Origin of the sequence: Paenibacillus sp. ALJ109b, from assembly GCF_010747435.1 — a bacterium.
In the GTDB taxonomy this organism is placed as follows: Bacteria; Bacillota; Bacilli; order Paenibacillales; family Paenibacillaceae; genus Paenibacillus; species Paenibacillus taichungensis.
In genome coordinates, this window is record NZ_JAAIFP010000004.1 from 34284 (window position 1) to 51059 (window position 16776).

General features: G+C 42.6%; 16 protein-coding genes and 1 pseudogene. 9 read left to right on the forward strand and 8 right to left on the reverse strand.

What is annotated here, in order from left to right; genetic code table 11:
- Nucleotides 1–74: 74 nt before the first annotated feature.
- The 3 genes from G3352_RS03200 to G3352_RS03210 form a co-directional block, all read right to left on the reverse strand.
- Nucleotides 75–1478, reverse strand: coding sequence for a serine hydrolase domain-containing protein (locus G3352_RS03200; RefSeq protein WP_240342914.1), 1404 nt, complete (start codon nucleotides 1476–1478; stop codon nucleotides 75–77).
- 111 nt (nucleotides 1479–1589) lie between these two features.
- Nucleotides 1590–2639 (reverse strand): HAMP domain-containing sensor histidine kinase, encoded by a 1050-nt coding sequence (locus tag G3352_RS03205; protein ID WP_240342915.1) that lies wholly within the window; start codon nucleotides 2637–2639, stop codon nucleotides 1590–1592.
- A 29-nt stretch (nucleotides 2640–2668) separates the two neighbouring features.
- Nucleotides 2669–3343, reverse strand: coding sequence for a response regulator transcription factor (locus G3352_RS03210; RefSeq protein ID WP_163753733.1), 675 nt, complete (start codon nucleotides 3341–3343; stop codon nucleotides 2669–2671).
- Between the two features lie 372 nt (nucleotides 3344–3715).
- Between G3352_RS03210 and G3352_RS03215 the strand changes: the two genes are divergently transcribed.
- Entirely contained in the window at nucleotides 3716–3955 is a 240-nt protein-coding gene (locus G3352_RS03215) for a hypothetical protein (RefSeq protein ID WP_240342916.1), read from the forward strand.
- A 211-nt stretch (nucleotides 3956–4166) separates the two neighbouring features.
- On the opposite strand, the gene G3352_RS03220 is transcribed toward G3352_RS03215, so the two are convergent.
- Nucleotides 4167–5057 carry a hypothetical protein gene (locus G3352_RS03220; protein ID WP_163753735.1) on the reverse strand — a complete coding sequence of 297 codons (891 nt, stop codon included), beginning with the start codon at nucleotides 5055–5057 and terminating at the stop codon, nucleotides 4167–4169.
- A gap of 593 nt (nucleotides 5058–5650) precedes the next feature.
- Complete coding sequence (locus tag G3352_RS03225) at nucleotides 5651–6202, reverse strand: TetR/AcrR family transcriptional regulator (protein WP_163753738.1); 552 nt, start codon at nucleotides 6200–6202, stop codon at nucleotides 5651–5653.
- 149 nt (nucleotides 6203–6351) lie between these two features.
- Here G3352_RS03225 and G3352_RS03230 point away from each other — a divergent pair, with 149 nt between their 5' ends.
- Nucleotides 6352–7272: a ketopantoate reductase family protein gene (locus tag G3352_RS03230; RefSeq protein ID WP_163753741.1), complete on the forward strand. Its 921-nt coding sequence runs from the start codon at nucleotides 6352–6354 to the stop codon at nucleotides 7270–7272.
- Between the two features lie 497 nt (nucleotides 7273–7769).
- Here G3352_RS03230 and G3352_RS03235 read toward each other — a convergent pair whose 3' ends face one another.
- Together G3352_RS03235 and G3352_RS03240 are read right to left on the reverse strand one after the other, a co-directional pair.
- Nucleotides 7770–8144, reverse strand: coding sequence for a collagen-like protein (locus G3352_RS03235; protein WP_163753743.1), 375 nt, complete (start codon nucleotides 8142–8144; stop codon nucleotides 7770–7772).
- Between the two features lie 530 nt (nucleotides 8145–8674).
- A complete protein-coding gene (locus G3352_RS03240) occupies nucleotides 8675–9961 on the reverse strand; it encodes a PepSY domain-containing protein (RefSeq protein ID WP_163753744.1) in 1287 nt (428 codons plus the stop codon).
- Between the two features lie 135 nt (nucleotides 9962–10096).
- Between G3352_RS03240 and G3352_RS03245 the strand changes: the two are divergent.
- From G3352_RS03245 to G3352_RS03265, 5 genes and pseudogenes are all read left to right on the forward strand, one after another.
- Nucleotides 10097–10345: pseudogene (locus tag G3352_RS03245) on the forward strand (aldo/keto reductase); the annotation flags it as partial.
- A gap of 792 nt (nucleotides 10346–11137) precedes the next feature.
- Nucleotides 11138–11299, forward strand: coding sequence for a hypothetical protein (locus G3352_RS03250; RefSeq protein WP_163753746.1), 162 nt, complete (start codon nucleotides 11138–11140; stop codon nucleotides 11297–11299).
- Nucleotides 11300–11359: 60 nt separating this feature from the next.
- The gene (locus G3352_RS03255; protein WP_163753748.1) at nucleotides 11360–12859 is read left to right on the forward strand and encodes a monooxygenase; all 1500 of its coding nucleotides are present in this window, start codon (nucleotides 11360–11362) and stop codon (nucleotides 12857–12859) included.
- Nucleotides 12860–13205: 346 nt separating this feature from the next.
- Nucleotides 13206–13691, forward strand: coding sequence for a MarR family transcriptional regulator (locus G3352_RS03260; RefSeq protein ID WP_163753750.1), 486 nt, complete (start codon nucleotides 13206–13208; stop codon nucleotides 13689–13691).
- Nucleotides 13692–13868: 177 nt separating this feature from the next.
- Nucleotides 13869–14534 (forward strand): Type 1 glutamine amidotransferase-like domain-containing protein, encoded by a 666-nt coding sequence (locus tag G3352_RS03265; protein WP_163753752.1) that lies wholly within the window; start codon nucleotides 13869–13871, stop codon nucleotides 14532–14534.
- Between the two features lie 133 nt (nucleotides 14535–14667).
- Here G3352_RS03265 and G3352_RS03270 read toward each other — a convergent pair whose 3' ends face one another.
- Nucleotides 14668–15591 (reverse strand): WYL domain-containing protein, encoded by a 924-nt coding sequence (locus tag G3352_RS03270; RefSeq protein ID WP_163753754.1) that lies wholly within the window; start codon nucleotides 15589–15591, stop codon nucleotides 14668–14670.
- Between the two features lie 117 nt (nucleotides 15592–15708).
- On the opposite strand from G3352_RS03270, the gene G3352_RS03275 reads away from it, so the two are divergent.
- Together G3352_RS03275 and G3352_RS30800 are read left to right on the forward strand one after the other, a co-directional pair.
- Complete coding sequence (locus G3352_RS03275) at nucleotides 15709–16290, forward strand: LOG family protein (protein WP_163753756.1); 582 nt, start codon at nucleotides 15709–15711, stop codon at nucleotides 16288–16290.
- A gap of 315 nt (nucleotides 16291–16605) precedes the next feature.
- Nucleotides 16606–16752, forward strand: a complete 147-nt coding sequence (locus G3352_RS30800) for a hypothetical protein (protein ID WP_181014158.1) — start codon at nucleotides 16606–16608, stop codon at nucleotides 16750–16752.
- Nucleotides 16753–16776: the final 24 nt, after the last annotated feature.

Consider the following 16776-nt stretch of genomic DNA (forward strand, 5'->3'; position numbering starts at 1 on the left):
TAAGCATATAAAAAGTGCTATTCCTCATCATTTTGAGGAGTAGCACTTTTGTTTTTTTTGAGAAATTGAAACGGCTATGCATAGCCGTTCTTTTTGTTCTTAACATAGATGTAATAATAGCAAGCCAAATGCACGAAATTGACTAACGACCATACAACAAGCCATATGATTGGAGACGACAGGGTAGTCCAGATGCCGAACCAAGGCAGCACACGTCCTCCGCCGATAAACGTCACCAGAGGGGATAGGGACAAGAGAACTAGAATCGGGATCAACCTTCCGACAGTAATTAGAATCAATTTGCTGATCGTTAGGCGTTTGTTCCTTCTACGGATGCGAAAATAGGCATGCACGCCCCATATAAGGGTAGCCAGGATCAGCGCAATTATTATTGTTTCCATATTTTTGCCGTTCAGAAAAGAGATTGTGGGCTTCTCACCCCTCATTATATTCGCGATTCCATCGATAAAAGCCGAGTAATCCACAAAAGCATTTAATCCGGAATTAAACATCACCGCGATACCCAACTGATCGTCCAAATAAACCATTTCTTCCGACTTGTACGTCCAGAAAATGCCGCTATGGGAGATCGTTCGGCGGCCGGACTCGTCTTGGTCTGCAAGCCAGCCTATACCGTACGGACCGATGGCTCCAGCTGTATGATATTGTTTCATCAACGCAGGGGAAAGCAAGCTGCCTTGATATTGGGCAAGCATCCATAGGGACATGTCTTCCGCAGTTGAAACAATGCCGGCGGGGCCATCAATGAACCAAAGCGGTTCCGATTGACCTATGGAACGTCCCAAACTCAAGTAATGTCCTAGCGGAATTGTTTTATTTTCATAGATTTGCTGCGTCGTGGTGACGCTAAAGGTATGGTTCATTCCTAACGGTTCAAAAATATTTTTTTTCAGGTAATCCGAAAAGAACTCACCGCTGACGCTCTCCACGAGGTTCGCCAGCAATACGTAATTGGGATTATGATAGCTGTAGGCTGTTCCTGGGTTATGGGCAAGTTGAACCTTATTTAATAATCGGTTCGTCTCATTCAGCGATTGGAATTGCGGATTTCTCGTCATATCGGGATTTACTTTGTCATTGAGACCACTGGTCTGATTCAATAAATGACGGATCGTGATGTCAAGAACACGGGGATCCTGAGGAGAAAGCTCTGGAAAATAGGAAGCGTAAGTCGCATCCAGATCAATCATGCCTTTGTCCGCCAGCTGCAGAACGGCCAATGCGGTAAAGGACTTACTTAACGAAGCAATAGGAAAAGGGGTGTCTTCCGTAACGCTTTGCCCATCTGCGAATGTCCCGTAGCCTTTTGCGTAGAAGACCTCATCGTTATTTGCAATCGCCAGTGAAGCAGCTTTAATGTGATTGGCTTTCATGCTCCGATTCATATATTCGTCGATCTCCTGCAAGACTTCTGTCCTGTCTCTGGCTTCATTGGCGGATACGACGTTTCCCCACATGGTAGATAACAACAATAAGCAGCTAATTGTGATATACATTCTATTTCTCAGTTTTAACATGATAACACTCCTTGAATTCAAGATAAGGAAATGCTATCAAATAATTTTCAACTATTTATCAACTTGGGTCCCAATACTTACCGTCACGCTTCCGCCGCCGTGAGGTCCGTTTGCGACCTGGAGACTTCCTTCATGTTTTTCGCAAAACGCCTTGCAAATGTAAAGACCCAACCCGCGATGTTCAGACGAATCCCACACTTCGCCACGGTAAAAAGGGAGTACAGCCTTAACCAGGGCTTCGTCCGAGAAACCAGGACCGTCGTCTGAAACGGTAATTTTCATCGTGCCTTCCTGAAGGTCATAACGAACGTTCACTTGACTGGATGCGTATCTCACCCCATTGGAGACCACATTTTCGAAAATCTGCATGACAAGATAGGGATCCACATGTATTGAGGCATTATCATATTTCAAAGAAGAGACGAAGCGTATACCGAACTGCCTTGCTATTTGTTCGCCGCTGCTATCCAGTAAAGTCGTCAATGAGATCGTATCCATCGACTTGAAGTTCAACAGGACATCCTCCAGTCTCTGAATCGAGTTCATGGCCTCGGCATAGCTCTCCAGACGCAAGATGTGAAGGTTCATGGTATGGATCAGGTCCAACACCTTTTCTTCCGATAACTTCTTCTCAGGCAGATAGGTGGCGAGAAACTCAGCGTTTCCTTTCAACACCGACAGGGGGGTTCTCAGATCATGGGCAAAAATCGCATTGAGCTGCTTCCGCTCCTCAACCGAACGCCAGAGCGTCTTTACGTTTTTCTCCAACTGTGAGCGCATGTTTTCAAATACCGCGATTAACTCGCCCATCTCGTCCCGGCTGTCATAGGAGATTCTGAAGCTTAGATCGTTGGCCGAAATGCTTTCGGATGCTTGCTTTAATAGCTCCAGCGGACGTTTTAGTTTCCATCTGTAAAATAGAACTGCCATGGTGACAATTCCAGTGGCCACAGTTAGAAGCACAGCCGCGACGAGGGAGGGCAGCACCCAATCCGTTTCTCCAAAACGCAGCCGCAGGTTCTCTGCCCAGGAGAACTCTATGGTTATGACGACCAGCACAGCAATGAGCGTGACCACGCACAACAGGATAAAAGACTGCAATAAGGTAAATCGCTTTAGCAGCAGCCTATTCATGAGCTTGGCCATTTGTATCCGACTCCCCAAACTGTTTCGATTCGGTTATCGCAGCTGTATTCCTTTAATTTGGAGCGAATACGCCGGATATGCTCCGCGATCACGCTGCTGTCGCCTTGATTGTCCATGCCCCAAATCGTTTCGTACATGCGTTCTTTTTCGAAAACCATGCCGGGATGCGTGGACAGCAATTCGATAATGTCGAACTCTTTTTTGGCCAGAGAAATTCGCTTCTCCCGGTAGTAGAGTTCCCGGGCTGTATAGTCAATGACCAAGTCTTCGTTAAACCTTACCGAGGATTTGCTTTGGATTCGCTGTTCCCTGCGCATATGAGCTTCGACCCTGGCCCCCAGTTCGTGAATACTGAAAGGTTTCAGGATATAGTCATCGCCTCCGGCCCGAAATCCGGCTATTTTATCTGCATCTTCGATTCGAGCCGTTAAAAATAAGATCGGGCAAGAGATGAAGTCACGAATTTTCTCGCACAATTGAAGGCCGTTTTGCTCAGGCATGTTGATATCTAGCAAAACGAGATCGGGTTGTTGTTCCACTTTCCGCAGCGCCTCCCGGCTGTCCTTGGCCGTCATGACAAAATATCCGTTTATTTCAAAGTAATCGGTCAGCAACTTTCGAAGATCTGCTTCATCGTCCACGATTAGTATTTTAGGCATCAATGCTCCGTCTCCCATATCTAAATGTTTGCATTCAGCATAGCAAAAATCTTCAAGCAATGTAATCTCCATTGAAATCGGATTTTTTATTCAGAAATCAATGAATATCCGGGAAATGGGTACAACGTTTTGATGGAATAGAAAAAGGTCCCATCCATTCTTCTGGCACGTTTACGCGAAAAGGCCGTCTTCGATAAAATTAACTCTGCAGAAGTCATGCAGCGGTTGATGAGATACGGAGTGGAGGCGGAGGCCTGGGTTCACAGATACTAGTATTTATACAATTCATATTATAGAATATTAAATAGAGGGAATTATTCCAAATATGGGTTATAATATTCTTGGGTGGAAGATACAATACTTTGAATTTCTATGAACAAGAGGTGGAGAACAGCTATGAAAAATAGAAACATAACAGGTATTGTAGTGGCCATAATTTATTGTGTTGTTCTTTATGTTTTTTTAACTGATGCCCCCACTGGTGAAGCTCCAAATAATCCTTTTTGGGTTTATTCATTGTTTCCACTTGGAGTTGTTGTAATTACGTCTCTTTTTGATTATGTGATCAAGTTCGATTTCTTCAGAAAAAAGAAGAGTAGTAGAAAAAAGTAAAGAATGAATGGTGTGGCGGGACAAGCACATTGTTCCATTCAAAGTCGCTATCATAGCGGCTTTTTTGTTTTAAGAAACCAAGTTCATGTCTCAATCTGAGGACAAGCACATTGTGTCAAGAACTTAAGCTGAGCCGTACCACAAGTGAGTTCAAAAATAATGGAGTGTTGAGGAAGGCCACCCGGACTCACGCTGCATCAGAGGCGTAAAATCAAGATTCCGGTGCGGCGTACTTCGTTACGTCCGGCTCGAATACCACTCCAATGGATAAGTCCAGCTCCACATGGGTGGTTCCGCGAACATCGGTCAGCACCAGTATGCGCGAGCCAACGACGGGAACGCGGTCGGCGCTGGTACGCATGTGCGCTGAGACGATAATAGGAGCATCGTTGAGGATATAGCTTACCTCGACCGTGAACATCGGGAAATTGAAGAGCCAGCGGTTAGTGAAGTTCACGGCAGTCAATGTCCCTGCGAATGACGAACCCTCCAAGCGGAGGCGCTGGATGTCCGCCTGACGTCGCGCGGCGTGGGCGATTGAGCCGGGTAACTGTACGAGCATGATAGCCGCCATAAGGGCGAAGCCAGCTCCGACGATGGCGCCGAGCTCTGGCGGGATCGTCGGCGACGTCGCTATGGCTGCGATGTCGAAGGGCCGCGCCGGATTGCTTGTCAGCGTCCAGAGCAGGAGGACTCCCGCCCCTGTAACCAGCCCTCCTGCGATCGCTAGTGTCGCGAAAAGGCCGGCGACCCTGGTCTGTCCGAACTGCTCGACTGCTCGCGAGTACACTCCACCGGTTGCACCGATCGCGAAAAGCAGCAGCACCACGGCAATGCTCACCGTGACCGGATGACCGAGGAAAATGCTGATCGCGGGTGTCGGCGCCAGACCGAGCAGTGCTCCGAACGGAACGGAGCCCGTCATTGCCCACAGTGTAGCAGCTGTGAGCAGCCATGGCAGTATCGGAGCCGCACGTCCGACACGACGTCCCGGCCGGAGCATAGTCATCCTTCCGTTCCTGTCCATGGTGGAGAACAACGGCATCGTCTCAATATGTTTTTGCTGCCCGTGCTTCTGTTGACCCTCCGCAGCATCCCTCATTGGCATGGCCCTCCTGAGGAAGATAATTTAAAAGCATATATTTGATAAGGGAAAGATGAGTAGTTGTTAGCGCTATCACAATCTAGGTGCCGTACTAAAAAGTTCAAATTTCTATTAACTTTATATTTAGCCATACACACCTTCACCTCCAGAAATTCTTGTCTATATTTTATCACCTATACGTTGTCTACTGTAGATAATCAATTCAAAACAAGGAGCAGATCAATAGTGATATCTGACTGATAAAAGGTCAATGTGATGGATTAAAAGAATATCTCGAATAAGCCATTCATAAGAAAATTAGAGAGAAACAACATCAACCTATAGGAGAACGATAGTTGTATAAAGCGAGATCAAAATCAGGGCCATCCGGCGAAGGGTGGCCTTTAACTTGCCGTTACAGACAGCCCGGAGGACCGTAGCACAAAAAGAGGCAATTTCTCTAAAGAAAAAACTTGGAGAAGTCTGTATTTACAGAATGCGGACCCTTAAGAGTAGGTTAGGTCAGTCTTTATGGAGTAAAATGTGTAAACAACTTATGCGCGCTTTTTTTTATTGTTATATAACATATGGATTTGGTTTGAATGACAGACTCATTCTTTAGAATAGGGCGTAATCCCTCTTGAATATAGGTTCTCCACTAACTTGAAAAATTCTTCTGATGATAAATCCTTTTGACGCTGGATCCAAAGACGGAATAAAGAAAGAGAAGTTGTCAGGTAAAACTCAATGAAGTATGGCGTTAAGGAATGGTTTTGCGGAACGTTTAATTCCAATTGATGTAAAGTAATTTCTTTTTTTAAGCGTTTTAAAAAACGCGAACTTCCATAATCACCCAAAAGGGCATTCAGAACCAGGAGGTGTTCTCTGTTATCCAGACAATAAAGCGTATCTTGAACCATATTCATCGAGAGCTCTTTATTCGCCATTTCTTTTTTCATGTCATTGAATAAGTCATTTTCAACAGAGTCTAACAGTTCGTAAATGTCAGTAAAGTATTGATAAAAGGTGCTGCGGTTATATCCCGACTTATTCGCAATTTCCTGAACCGAAATTTTCTCAATCGGCTTTTGGCTATATAACTCACAAAAAACTTCTATAAACTGTTGTCTTGTTTTCTCCGTTATTTGGGGTTGCTTTTTCATGTTTTCCTCCTACTAGCGAATAAGAATATCATCCGACAAATAATAAAAAACTGATGGTTGATCAAGGAATAATAAAGATTTACAATCACATCATACAACATGTTGTCGGATAATCAAAAAGTAAATGTTAATAAGTAGGAGTGGTTTATATGTCAGCAAAACAAGATAGAATTTTAATTTTTGGTGCAGGTGTCATCGGGAGCATGTACGCAATTAAGCTTATTGAAGCAGGGTTTGACGTTACCCTGTTTGCACATTCGAATAGATTTAAATCATTAAGAGAAAATGGCCTGCAATATAAAGAAAAAGATAAAGTTAGATCGATACAAGTGAATGTCCTTGATACGCTCGAAAATGACGATATATACGATTTTATTTTCGTTACCGTTCGTTATGATCGGTCCGAATCAGCGTTGTTAGCGCTAAAAGATAATCAAAGCAAAAATATAGTTACGATGACTAGTAATTCAATTGGATTTTCTTCGTGGCTGGATATCGTCGGGGATAGACTTTTACCCGCTTTTCCAGGCTTCGGCGGACAGATTAAAGATGGAGTATTGCATGCTCGATTTCTACCAAAGTTTATAGCGGCAACTGCTTTTGGAGAAATTAATGGTGTAGTGACAGAACGCATAGAAAACCTCGCAACATTATTTAAAACAGCAAAGCTTCCTTACGTTATTAAAAAGGATATGCAAGCGTATCTAATCACACATTCCGTATCAGACATTGCCATGTTAAGCTTTTTGCATTCTGAGAATAAGATCATTGACAATAACACTGCCAGAACCAGAAAGACTGCACGCAAAATAACAGTCACTTTAAAAGCGCATCTAAGGGCAATACAAAAAGCTGGCGTTTCAATTGATCCACCAATGCTTAGAATGGTACTTAAAATTCCAAACATATTTTTGGATCTTTTCTTTATGACATGGCTACGAACTAAAATGGTAAGGGATATGATGTTGCCGGATTATGCGAATAATGCTAACAATGAGATTGTGCAGCTAAGTAATGATTTAATGAAATTTTTAAGTCAAAATGATATCAAATCGGAAATCCTTGACTAAATTAACCGGAAACCATAATTGAACAACAACAGCGGCAGTCTAAGACTTTATTTTCACAGAACATCAATTATCTGTTTTGCCCAGTTGTGAATCCTACAAGGTCAACTATAACTGAAGGATTGACAGCAAAATTAGTGAAGGATCAATGGTATTCAAAAAAGATATGAAATTACAGCTTCTCTCTATTGAAAACGAATCTTCTGTTCATAAATTCTATAAGAATCTTAGGAATCTGAGATGGATCGAAGAATTGAGATTGAACAGAAGTCGATAAAGCTGCAAAAGTATGAAATGAGACCAGATTAAATACTCGAAGTATATCAACTGAAACTGTGATCTCAATTGAAATGGATAAAACAAGCTCGACAAAAAGCATTTTAGCAAATAAATGCAGATATATTTTCTTTGTTGCAAAACTCAGTGCTTGAAGTATCTAGAGGAATTGCAACGGTAAATCACCCTGTATGCGGATTGATCCGCATACAGGGTGATTAATTCTAGAAACAGCTAAACGAGCTGATTCGCTGCAGATCAATGCCGCTGTACAGCCAGAAGAAGCCATTCCAGCGGAAACCAGCCACCGAATTTCTGCCGACAAATACCGGGAACATCCAGAAGCCGGGACCGCGATTCGGCCAAATATATGTGTAGCGAAACAGACAGCCGGATATGGCTCTTGGATCTACCGCAAATAACGAAACGGGTTGCTGTGGAATGAATGATGGTGGCGGCCCGGTAGGTGCTTGCATGCCTTGTGGTCCGCCGCCTCCACCCCCAGGGAACGATGGAGGACCAGGCATTCCACCGGGTCCTCCGGGACCCCCAGGTCCGCCAAACCCTCCGCCAGGTCCAAAAGGAGGTAAAAATGTCATATAACATCACTCCTGTTCATTAGTCTAGTGCATTGTATGTAGACAATTGAGCAGGGGAATGGGTGGGAGCCCATAGAAGGGCGCTAAATTGGTCATAACCCTGTCGAGTAAAAAAGACACGCTCAAGCTGAGACCGTTTATCCTTGGGCGCGCGGAGTAATGAATGTGGGCGCATATTAATTTAGAATGGGCGTGTTGTATTCATTTTCATAGAGGAGTAGAGTGTATTGTGCTGGAAGAGGCTTTGTTGGACTTCTGGAATGTGAGCGGGAGGTGGATCGGGGTGATGATTAGCGGCTGTGATATCACACCTGAGGAATTGCGTTGCAAGGCGCAATGAAGGACAGCGACACATGGTATCTAATCGGTATTTTGCCCGTAAATTCACTAAGCTAACGGGCAGGTTTGTTGAATTTTAGTTGCGGAGAACCGTAACACAAACTAAAAAAAAGTGTTGGCTTTACATCGGCACACAAAAATCTAGGCTGCCCGCAGCGAGGTGTTTATGGGGTTGCCTAGTTTTGTAGTGGTTACAGGTTGTAATCAATGCCTTCGCCAGCGCCTGTGCGGGCGTTTACGTATACGTGAGAAACGCCTTCGATCCCAGTGACGGGAAATGCATATACGAGCTTGTCGTTGTGGAGCTCCAGCTTAGGCTTACCCGAGACGTTTACTTTTGGGCCAAGCTTCGCGGAGGCTTGCTCCTCTGTCAGCTTCGGGTGAATTGGGAAGGTTTTATTGTAATAGGAATAATAATTAGACGCATCAAAGCTCTTCAACGCACCGGTACGGCGATCAAATTGCCATACGACTTTCATCTGCGGAATGGAAACTTGCTCCCGGACCGGAATATACGTGAGATAAATGGAGGTTTCTTTTATCTCTTTCGCTACTAAAGTCAGACGTTCGGCAGACCAGCGCGCCATCCAGGTGTCCGCAACCGCGATAACCTGCATTAAGTCCATAGATTGCTCTACAGCTCCTTTTTCGGAGATTGAGCCCTTGCGTCTCACTTGGAGCACGTGTCCGCTTTTACTCAGTGTTGCAGTATAGGAGCTAGTTGGTTTTCCATCGGTGTCCGATAACTTGAAATCCATGACTTCTCCGAATTGGGGGCTGCTCCCGCCAGAGGCCATGTGGACGATTTGCTTACCTGCTCCTTTATTCCAAGGCTCGCCCATGAAGATTTTCGCTTTGGCCGCAAGCTCCGTAGCCGTATAAGTGGTTTCACCGGCGAAAACGGTTCCTGGCTTCGGAGGTATGTAAGGATTCTGGTTGTACAGAAATTCGTTAAAGGCTTTATTGCCGTGCGTGGACACCGAGTCGAGTTGAGACAAAGCCTCTTCCATTTCGGTCGAGATCTGTTGTATATCTGATAAAGAGGAATCAACAGCTTTCTTTCTCATCTGATCGAAATACGGTAGGGCGGTCCTCGCGAACGTTCTCAAACGCTGAATTTGTTCTAATTGATCCGGGTTGAGCGATATTCCCTTCTCGCTGGCGGGATAGGCCAAGTAGCGGCTGCCGTCCGTGATGAACGACTCATACGAGGACCAAGATGGAAAGTTCATTGTAGCGGATGCGCTCCTTACATATTGTAAGATATCATTGGCACTTTCAATCGCAGATTGAAGGGCTTCTTGCCGAACTGTAAACGTAGGTGCCGCAAGGGACTCCGCAAGCGCATAGTCGAATTCGCGCAAGTAGATCGATTGCATATGCGACCAGTATTGCGTATTACGCTGTTGTTGCTGCTCCCATTGTCGATTATTCTGATGCTCCCTATAGCTGTAATACGTGCCCGCTAATGTCGTCACGCAAAGCAGGCCAATGATGGATTTGGTAAGAACATTCATGTCTATTAAAACTCCAGTCTTTGTCTTCATAATGCTTATCCACTTTAACAAAGATGAGAACACAGTTTAATGAGTAAATATTGCCAATGCAAATCACTAGCCGAAATTGATAACAGTCTAAAACGGCTTGGATCGGACTCCGTCGATTTGCACCAGATTGATCGTTGGGATCTAATACACCAATCGAGGAAACAATGGAGGCTCTTCACGATTTAGTTGAGGCGGGAAAGGTTAGGTATATCGGGGCATCCTCCATGCTGGCATGGCAGTTTGCCAAAGCAGCATGTCGCGAAGTGCAATGGCTGGACACGTTTCGTTTCCATAGAAAAGAAATTATATTTTCTTTCCCTATCATTACAAGTTAATGAAGTGACGCAGGCACCCCGCAAAAATCTACTTTCCACTGAAAGAAGAGGAACAAAATGGATGGTAACAGCGGGGGTCATACTTGCTCTTATATCATTGATAATTTTCATTTGTGCAACGTCTCCTTGGATGTTATATCTCGCAAGGGCAGTAGAAGGGATTGCTTTAGGATTTTTTATGGGGACAAGTAATGCATTATTATTACACCACACTTCCCAGCAGTATATAAAACGTTCACTCGCAGGACTTTTACCGGCACTAATTATTTTCGAAACCATTGTTACATTAATCGGTGCAGGTATTATTGCAGTTCCGAAAATTTCAGAACGAAAAAAAGTATCATCAATGTAGTGTCTGAGTCTTTTGATTAATGATATCTGTGCCTGTAGCCATGTCTCAGGGTGGTATTATATCAAGTACAGAAAAAGTCTGCTTCTCTACCCAACGGAAATGATTATTAAATATAACAAGAAAGTAGCCGAACAACTTGATCGGCTGCTTTTGTTGATCTAACGCTAATCTACTATTGAAGTCGCTATTTTAGCGGATTATTCTGTTTCAAGGTACCAAATTCTATTTCCCTGCCGAGGAAAGAACGCAAGTCAAAGCTTAGAATATTACTTCATCATTTTAGATAATATTGTTTCAATCAAAACAATTTACAAAGTTTATATTGTTTAAATCTAATATTGATGATACTATAATTTTGTTTCGTGCAAAACAATGTATAGTTTTTGTTTTGTATAAAACAATAAAAAAAGGAGGCAGCGCATGGAAAGAATAAATCCGAGTACCGTCACACAAACAGAGACAGATCTCATTTCACAAATCGTCATAACCGCTTCTCCGTTAGCTTTTATTTCCGGACAAGTTGCTTTCAACGAAAAAGGCGAGCTACTCAAGAAGGATGACTATCTGTTTCAGGCAAAGTAAGTCTTTGCTAAATTGGATGCAATTGCATCGATTTTCAACTAAGAGAGGAGAAATATGAAAATGAATTATGATGTGATTATTATTGGAGGGGGACCTGTCGGCATGATGTTGGCAGGGGAACTCGCTTTGGCGGACGTCAAGGTTTGTATTTTGGAGAAATTAGAAGATACCACCCCATACTCTAGAGCACTTAGTATCCATCCTCGTACAATAGAAATGCTGGACTTGCGTGGTTTAAAAGCGGAATTGTTGAAGATCGGGAAACCGTTACCGACCGGGCATTTTGCAGGCTTGGAAACTCGGTTGGACTTTACGGTCATCGACTCTTCATCCAACTATTCATTGTTTATTGCCCAATCCGAAACCGAAAAGATACTGGAGCGCAGAGCCAGAGAGCTAGGTGCAGAAATACGGCGAGGAACGGAAGTATCGTCCATCTCATCAAATTCAGAATATGTAGAAGTGGTAGCCACTGGAACTGAAGGGGAAATGACATTAACAGCAACATATGTGGTTGGTGCAGACGGAGCCGGAAGCATTGTACGTAAACAGGCGAACATTCCTTTTAACGGAACGGATACAACACTTACTTCGGTCCAAGGCGATGTTGTGCTTAAACGCCCGCCTGCAACGAATGTCGTTTCCAGCTTTGACGAGAACGGAATGATCATGATCGTTCCTGTGTCTAAAGAGTTGCATCGTGTAGTTTTTATCGATCCGGATCGAAAATCTATTCCTAAGGATACACCGGTCACGCTGGAGGAACTACGCTCGGGAATGCTCCGCATGTTAGGGGATGACTATGGGATTTCAGATCCGTACTGGATGACTCGCTTTGGCAATGCTACCCGACAAGCTGACCGCTACAGGGAGGGAAGACTATTCCTTGCAGGGGATGCTGCTCATATTCATTTCCCTGCCGGAGGTCAAGGTATGAATGTAGGACTGCAAGAGGCTATGAATCTCGGGTGGAAATTGGCTGCGGAAGTGAAAGGATGGGCACCAGAAGGGTTGCTCGATAGTTACCATGAAGAGCGTTTTCCCGTCAATTCAGCATTGCTTAAAAATACACGTGTACAAACGCTGCTATTTGGTAACGATTTTTCATCGACTACGATCGATCTGCGGAGATTGATATCCAACTTATTGGAAATTCCTGAAGCAAACTACCGCTTAGCGAGTCAAATTGCAGCCGTGGATGTTAGCTATAAAGTGCTAGATACCGTTTCTGAACATCCGTTAAATGGTCGCAGACTTGCAGAGATCAAACTGCGTAAGGATAACGGCGATATCTTCAGCAGTTACGAACTTTTCCGGGAAGGCAAATACATATTGCTAAATCTCGTTAATGATCAACTCGTGGAAGGCATCACTCGCCGTTTGCCCAATCATCATTTCACATGTGTTACTGCGATATTGGCGGAACCAGCCCTGGACTGGAACAATGTGCACACAGCAATGATTCGTCCGGATGGATATATCGCATGGGCAATTTCCGATCAAGAAAGTGAACTGGAACAATGCATTAAGGAAGGTATTAAGAGCATCAGCAAAGGGTAATTTTTTTACTCTTATTGTTTTGTGAGAAACAAAAAATGTCCGGAAGCCTCTGAATCATCGCTTTCCGGGCTTTTTCTATGTGAGGTGTTGATATGAGAAAAGTTCTGTTTTCTTACCTTACACTCGCAATGTCAGCTACGTTTTGGGGCGCAAATTTCAATGTGGGGAAAATAGCTTTAGCCGTGAGGAGTCCCACCCAAGTTGTTCAAAGCCTTGGAAGCAACTAATCCCATTATTTCATGGATATTTTGGTCTATAAGTTTCCAATAATAAGCGTATCAAATGTTTTTTGCGAAACAATTATGTATAATGAGGAGAGATATGCGAATAGAGGAGACCAAAGAAAATGCAGCCAATGGATCATTCTAAACAATGGATTTTTAAAAGCTTTATTCATCTTATGAGTCAACAGGACGTAAGGGAAAGCAAGTTATCCGTCAGAATGAGTGAGGAACTACATAAATTCGAAAAGGAATTTGGCGAAAAAGTGAATTTGACCTTGTCGGAGATTCACCTCATCGCATGTATCGGAGATTTCTCACCGATTAATGTCACCTCCATTTCAGAAAAAACGGGATTAACCAAAGGGTCCATCACAAGAATTAGCAAAAAACTTCTAAAACTGACCTTGATTAAAAGACAGCAGATTAATGACAATAAAAAAGAAGTCTATTATAGTTTGACTTCAAAAGGCCAAAAAGTTTATGTTATCCATCATCGAGTCCATCAAGAAATTGAAGAACGATTCATGAATTTTCTAGATAAATATACTGCGGATGAACTTGTTTTTGCGAGCAAGTTCATCCAGGATTTAAAAGAGTGGGATTATTGAAAGATGTACGCCTGAATCGCCGATAAAATAAATGCCCATAGAGCTGGATTTATGAAAAGTGTACAAAGGTGTGTAAACGAAATGACTGAAGAACCGTTCATCTCTTTCTAGCGTGTATAATATGTTTTATCGTTAAGAATGGATGAATGTAAATAGTACATATGGAGGTAAGTAAGTTTGAGTACTCACTACTATTTCAGTTGGTTTAATAATTTTTTTCCAGAGAAGCTGGTCCATTGTTTGCATGAGGATATAACAAACAGAAAATCGCTTGTTATGATTAGCGCTGATCCGTCTGGTTATACAGGTGAGCAAATTAACTTTGATGATGTTTCTGAATGGACATGGTTGAATCAGGCTAATATTATTTTTGATGAATATCATTTCATTGATTACCGCATGCAGAAGGAAGAGGCCCGGCGATTCATTCAAAACGCCTCTGTCATTTTTTTATGCGGTGGATATCCTGTTTTACAGAACGATTTTTTGACGGAATATGAATTATCGGATGTTATTAAGAACAGCAATGCCGTTATCATTGGTGCCAGCGCCGGTGCGTTAAACATGGCTGCAAAATGGTTAAGCTTGAATAACACGGATGAAGTAGAAACAAGTACTATTTATGATGGTATTGGCTTTGATCAATTTGCCTATGAATCTCATTCTCAACGTGACTACGCCACGTTTGTTCAAGGCTACCTGTTCCCCTTGTCTGAAGAGATTGATGTTTATGCGGCTGAACAGGAGAGTGTTGTGCGTGTAAAGGATGGCAAAATAGAAATAATGGGTCCTGTATATTTAATTTCCCACTCCAAGATTCAGAAATTGGTTGAGACGCTCTAATCAGGGTGGGAAAACAATACAAAAGTGTGTTATATCTGATCACAAAAGCCTCACCATCCCATAAATGTATATTGAAAAATTGATACAACTTGCGCCAATCTAGAAAACTTAGATATATACTTTTACCGATTTTCTAAGTGGAATAGACTTTGTAAATACCCTCAATTCGTTTGGTTAACTCGCTTCTTACATGTTCAGGCTCGATACATTCGCATTTGTCCCCAAAGCTAAGTAAATGAGTATATCCATGGTCATTTGCAATGAAGGGGAACTTTGCTATCCAATTAGCACCTTCATAGAAGCGAATGTTGTTCTCTCCACAGTACTCGCTCATATAAGGAATAAGTGATTGGTCAAAAAGCAGAGTTAAATGTATGATTTCTTTCTCCGTTATATCTAAAACCTCGTCTTCGATTTGTCTTTTCCTAAATGTATCATGGTGAGTAACAAGAGAAGAAATGCGGGAAACCTTAAACATTCGGAATCCCCCTTTCTCTGTACAAAATCCTTGCATATACCACACCGAATTCTTCAATACTAGTCGGCAAGGCTCAATAGTGAGTTCCAAAGGAGTCATACCTTCAAAAGGATCTAGATATTCAAATGTAATTAAGCGGTCCTCTTCAATTGCGGTTCTAATTTGCCCCAATTCAGGTGGTTTGACATGAGTACTTCCGAACCAAGGTGAAGGATCAATTGCTATTAGTTTATCTACCAGTCGATTTTCATCTTCCGAGATCAAAGATTTCACTTTAGCAATGGCATTCAAGACTTCATCGCTAGAAACAGTTGAATGAATACTGTTTAATCCAAGTATTAAAACTAATATCTCTGCTTGCGTAAAGATCTTCTTCTCAAATTTGTAACGTTCCATAATACTGAAGCCCCCATTCACACCAGGGGAAGAGGTGATTGGAATTCCGGCTTTGGTAATAGTTTCGATATCTCGAAAGATTGTACGAGGAGTGACCTCAAACATTTTCGCGAATTCAGAGGAACTCACTTTTTTACGTTCTAACAAAAGTAACACTATCGATAAAATTCTTTCAATTTTCACGGAGATCCCCCAAAATTTTTAATCTAATTATAATTATGACATAAAGATGTCATAGTTTCACCTGTAGTATATAGAAAGTATGAAGCATTTAACAAAAGAAATGGAGAAAATGTATTTATGAAATCAATCGCTGTATTCTGTGGTTCCAAAGAAGGAAAATCTGCAATTTATAAAGAAGCTGCAATAGAACTGGGTCATGAACTAGCCAGACGCGAAATCACCTTGATTTACGGAGGCGCTATTACTGGGCTCATGGGAGAAGTTGCTGATGCAGTGTTGGAAAAAGGGGGCCGTGTAATTGGAGTGCTTCCTCATTTTTTACAGACTCGTGAGATTGCGCATAAAGGTTTGACTGAACTTATTATGGTCGATTCTATGCATGAACGGAAAGCCAAAATGGCTGAATTAGCAGATGGATTTATTTCACTCCCAGGCGGGCCAGGGACATTGGAAGAATATTTTGAGATATTTACTTGGGGCCAGCTTGGCCTGCATCAAAAGCCCTGTGGTTTATTGAATGTTAATCAGTACTTCGATCCCATTGTATCCATGTTTAATGTTATGGACAGGGAATGTTTCATGCAACCGAACGTTCGTGATATGGTCTTAATAGATCAAACTCCGGAAGGGATGCTTAATCAATTCTCAATGTATAGTGCTCCTCCTGTCAGAACGTATCTCACAGCAAAACGTACTTGATTAAATGAAGCTCTCCAAACCAACAAAAGTATGCAGTCAAAGGTGCCTTTGCTTAGTCTACACCTTTATTTTCCGAGTCTAATTTATTTTATTTGAACACAAGGAAAAAATCCTTTTACAATCATTGTCAGTACGTTATAATACAATCACCAGGTGGATTACTCAACATAAAAAGTTAAATATTGTAATTATTTAGTGAGTTCCACCATGTAAATTTAGGTTGGATTCTCTCCCTTTCACAGTCATGGAGTCACCCTCGGCTCGTCATAGTCTTGAGCCGCTTATTACATAATAGATATCGGAGGAGGTGTGGTTATGGTCAAGAAGAAAATTTCCAAAGCCCTCAGCGCAGCTTTAATCGTTTCTATGCTGGCTACTGGCGTGATCGTCGCTATCCAAGGTAAAACAACGTTAGAGGTAGCGAAGTCAGCAGGGGATAAAAAGGTTGAAGTTATTAAATAAGTGAGACCGTACTATGCAGAAGCT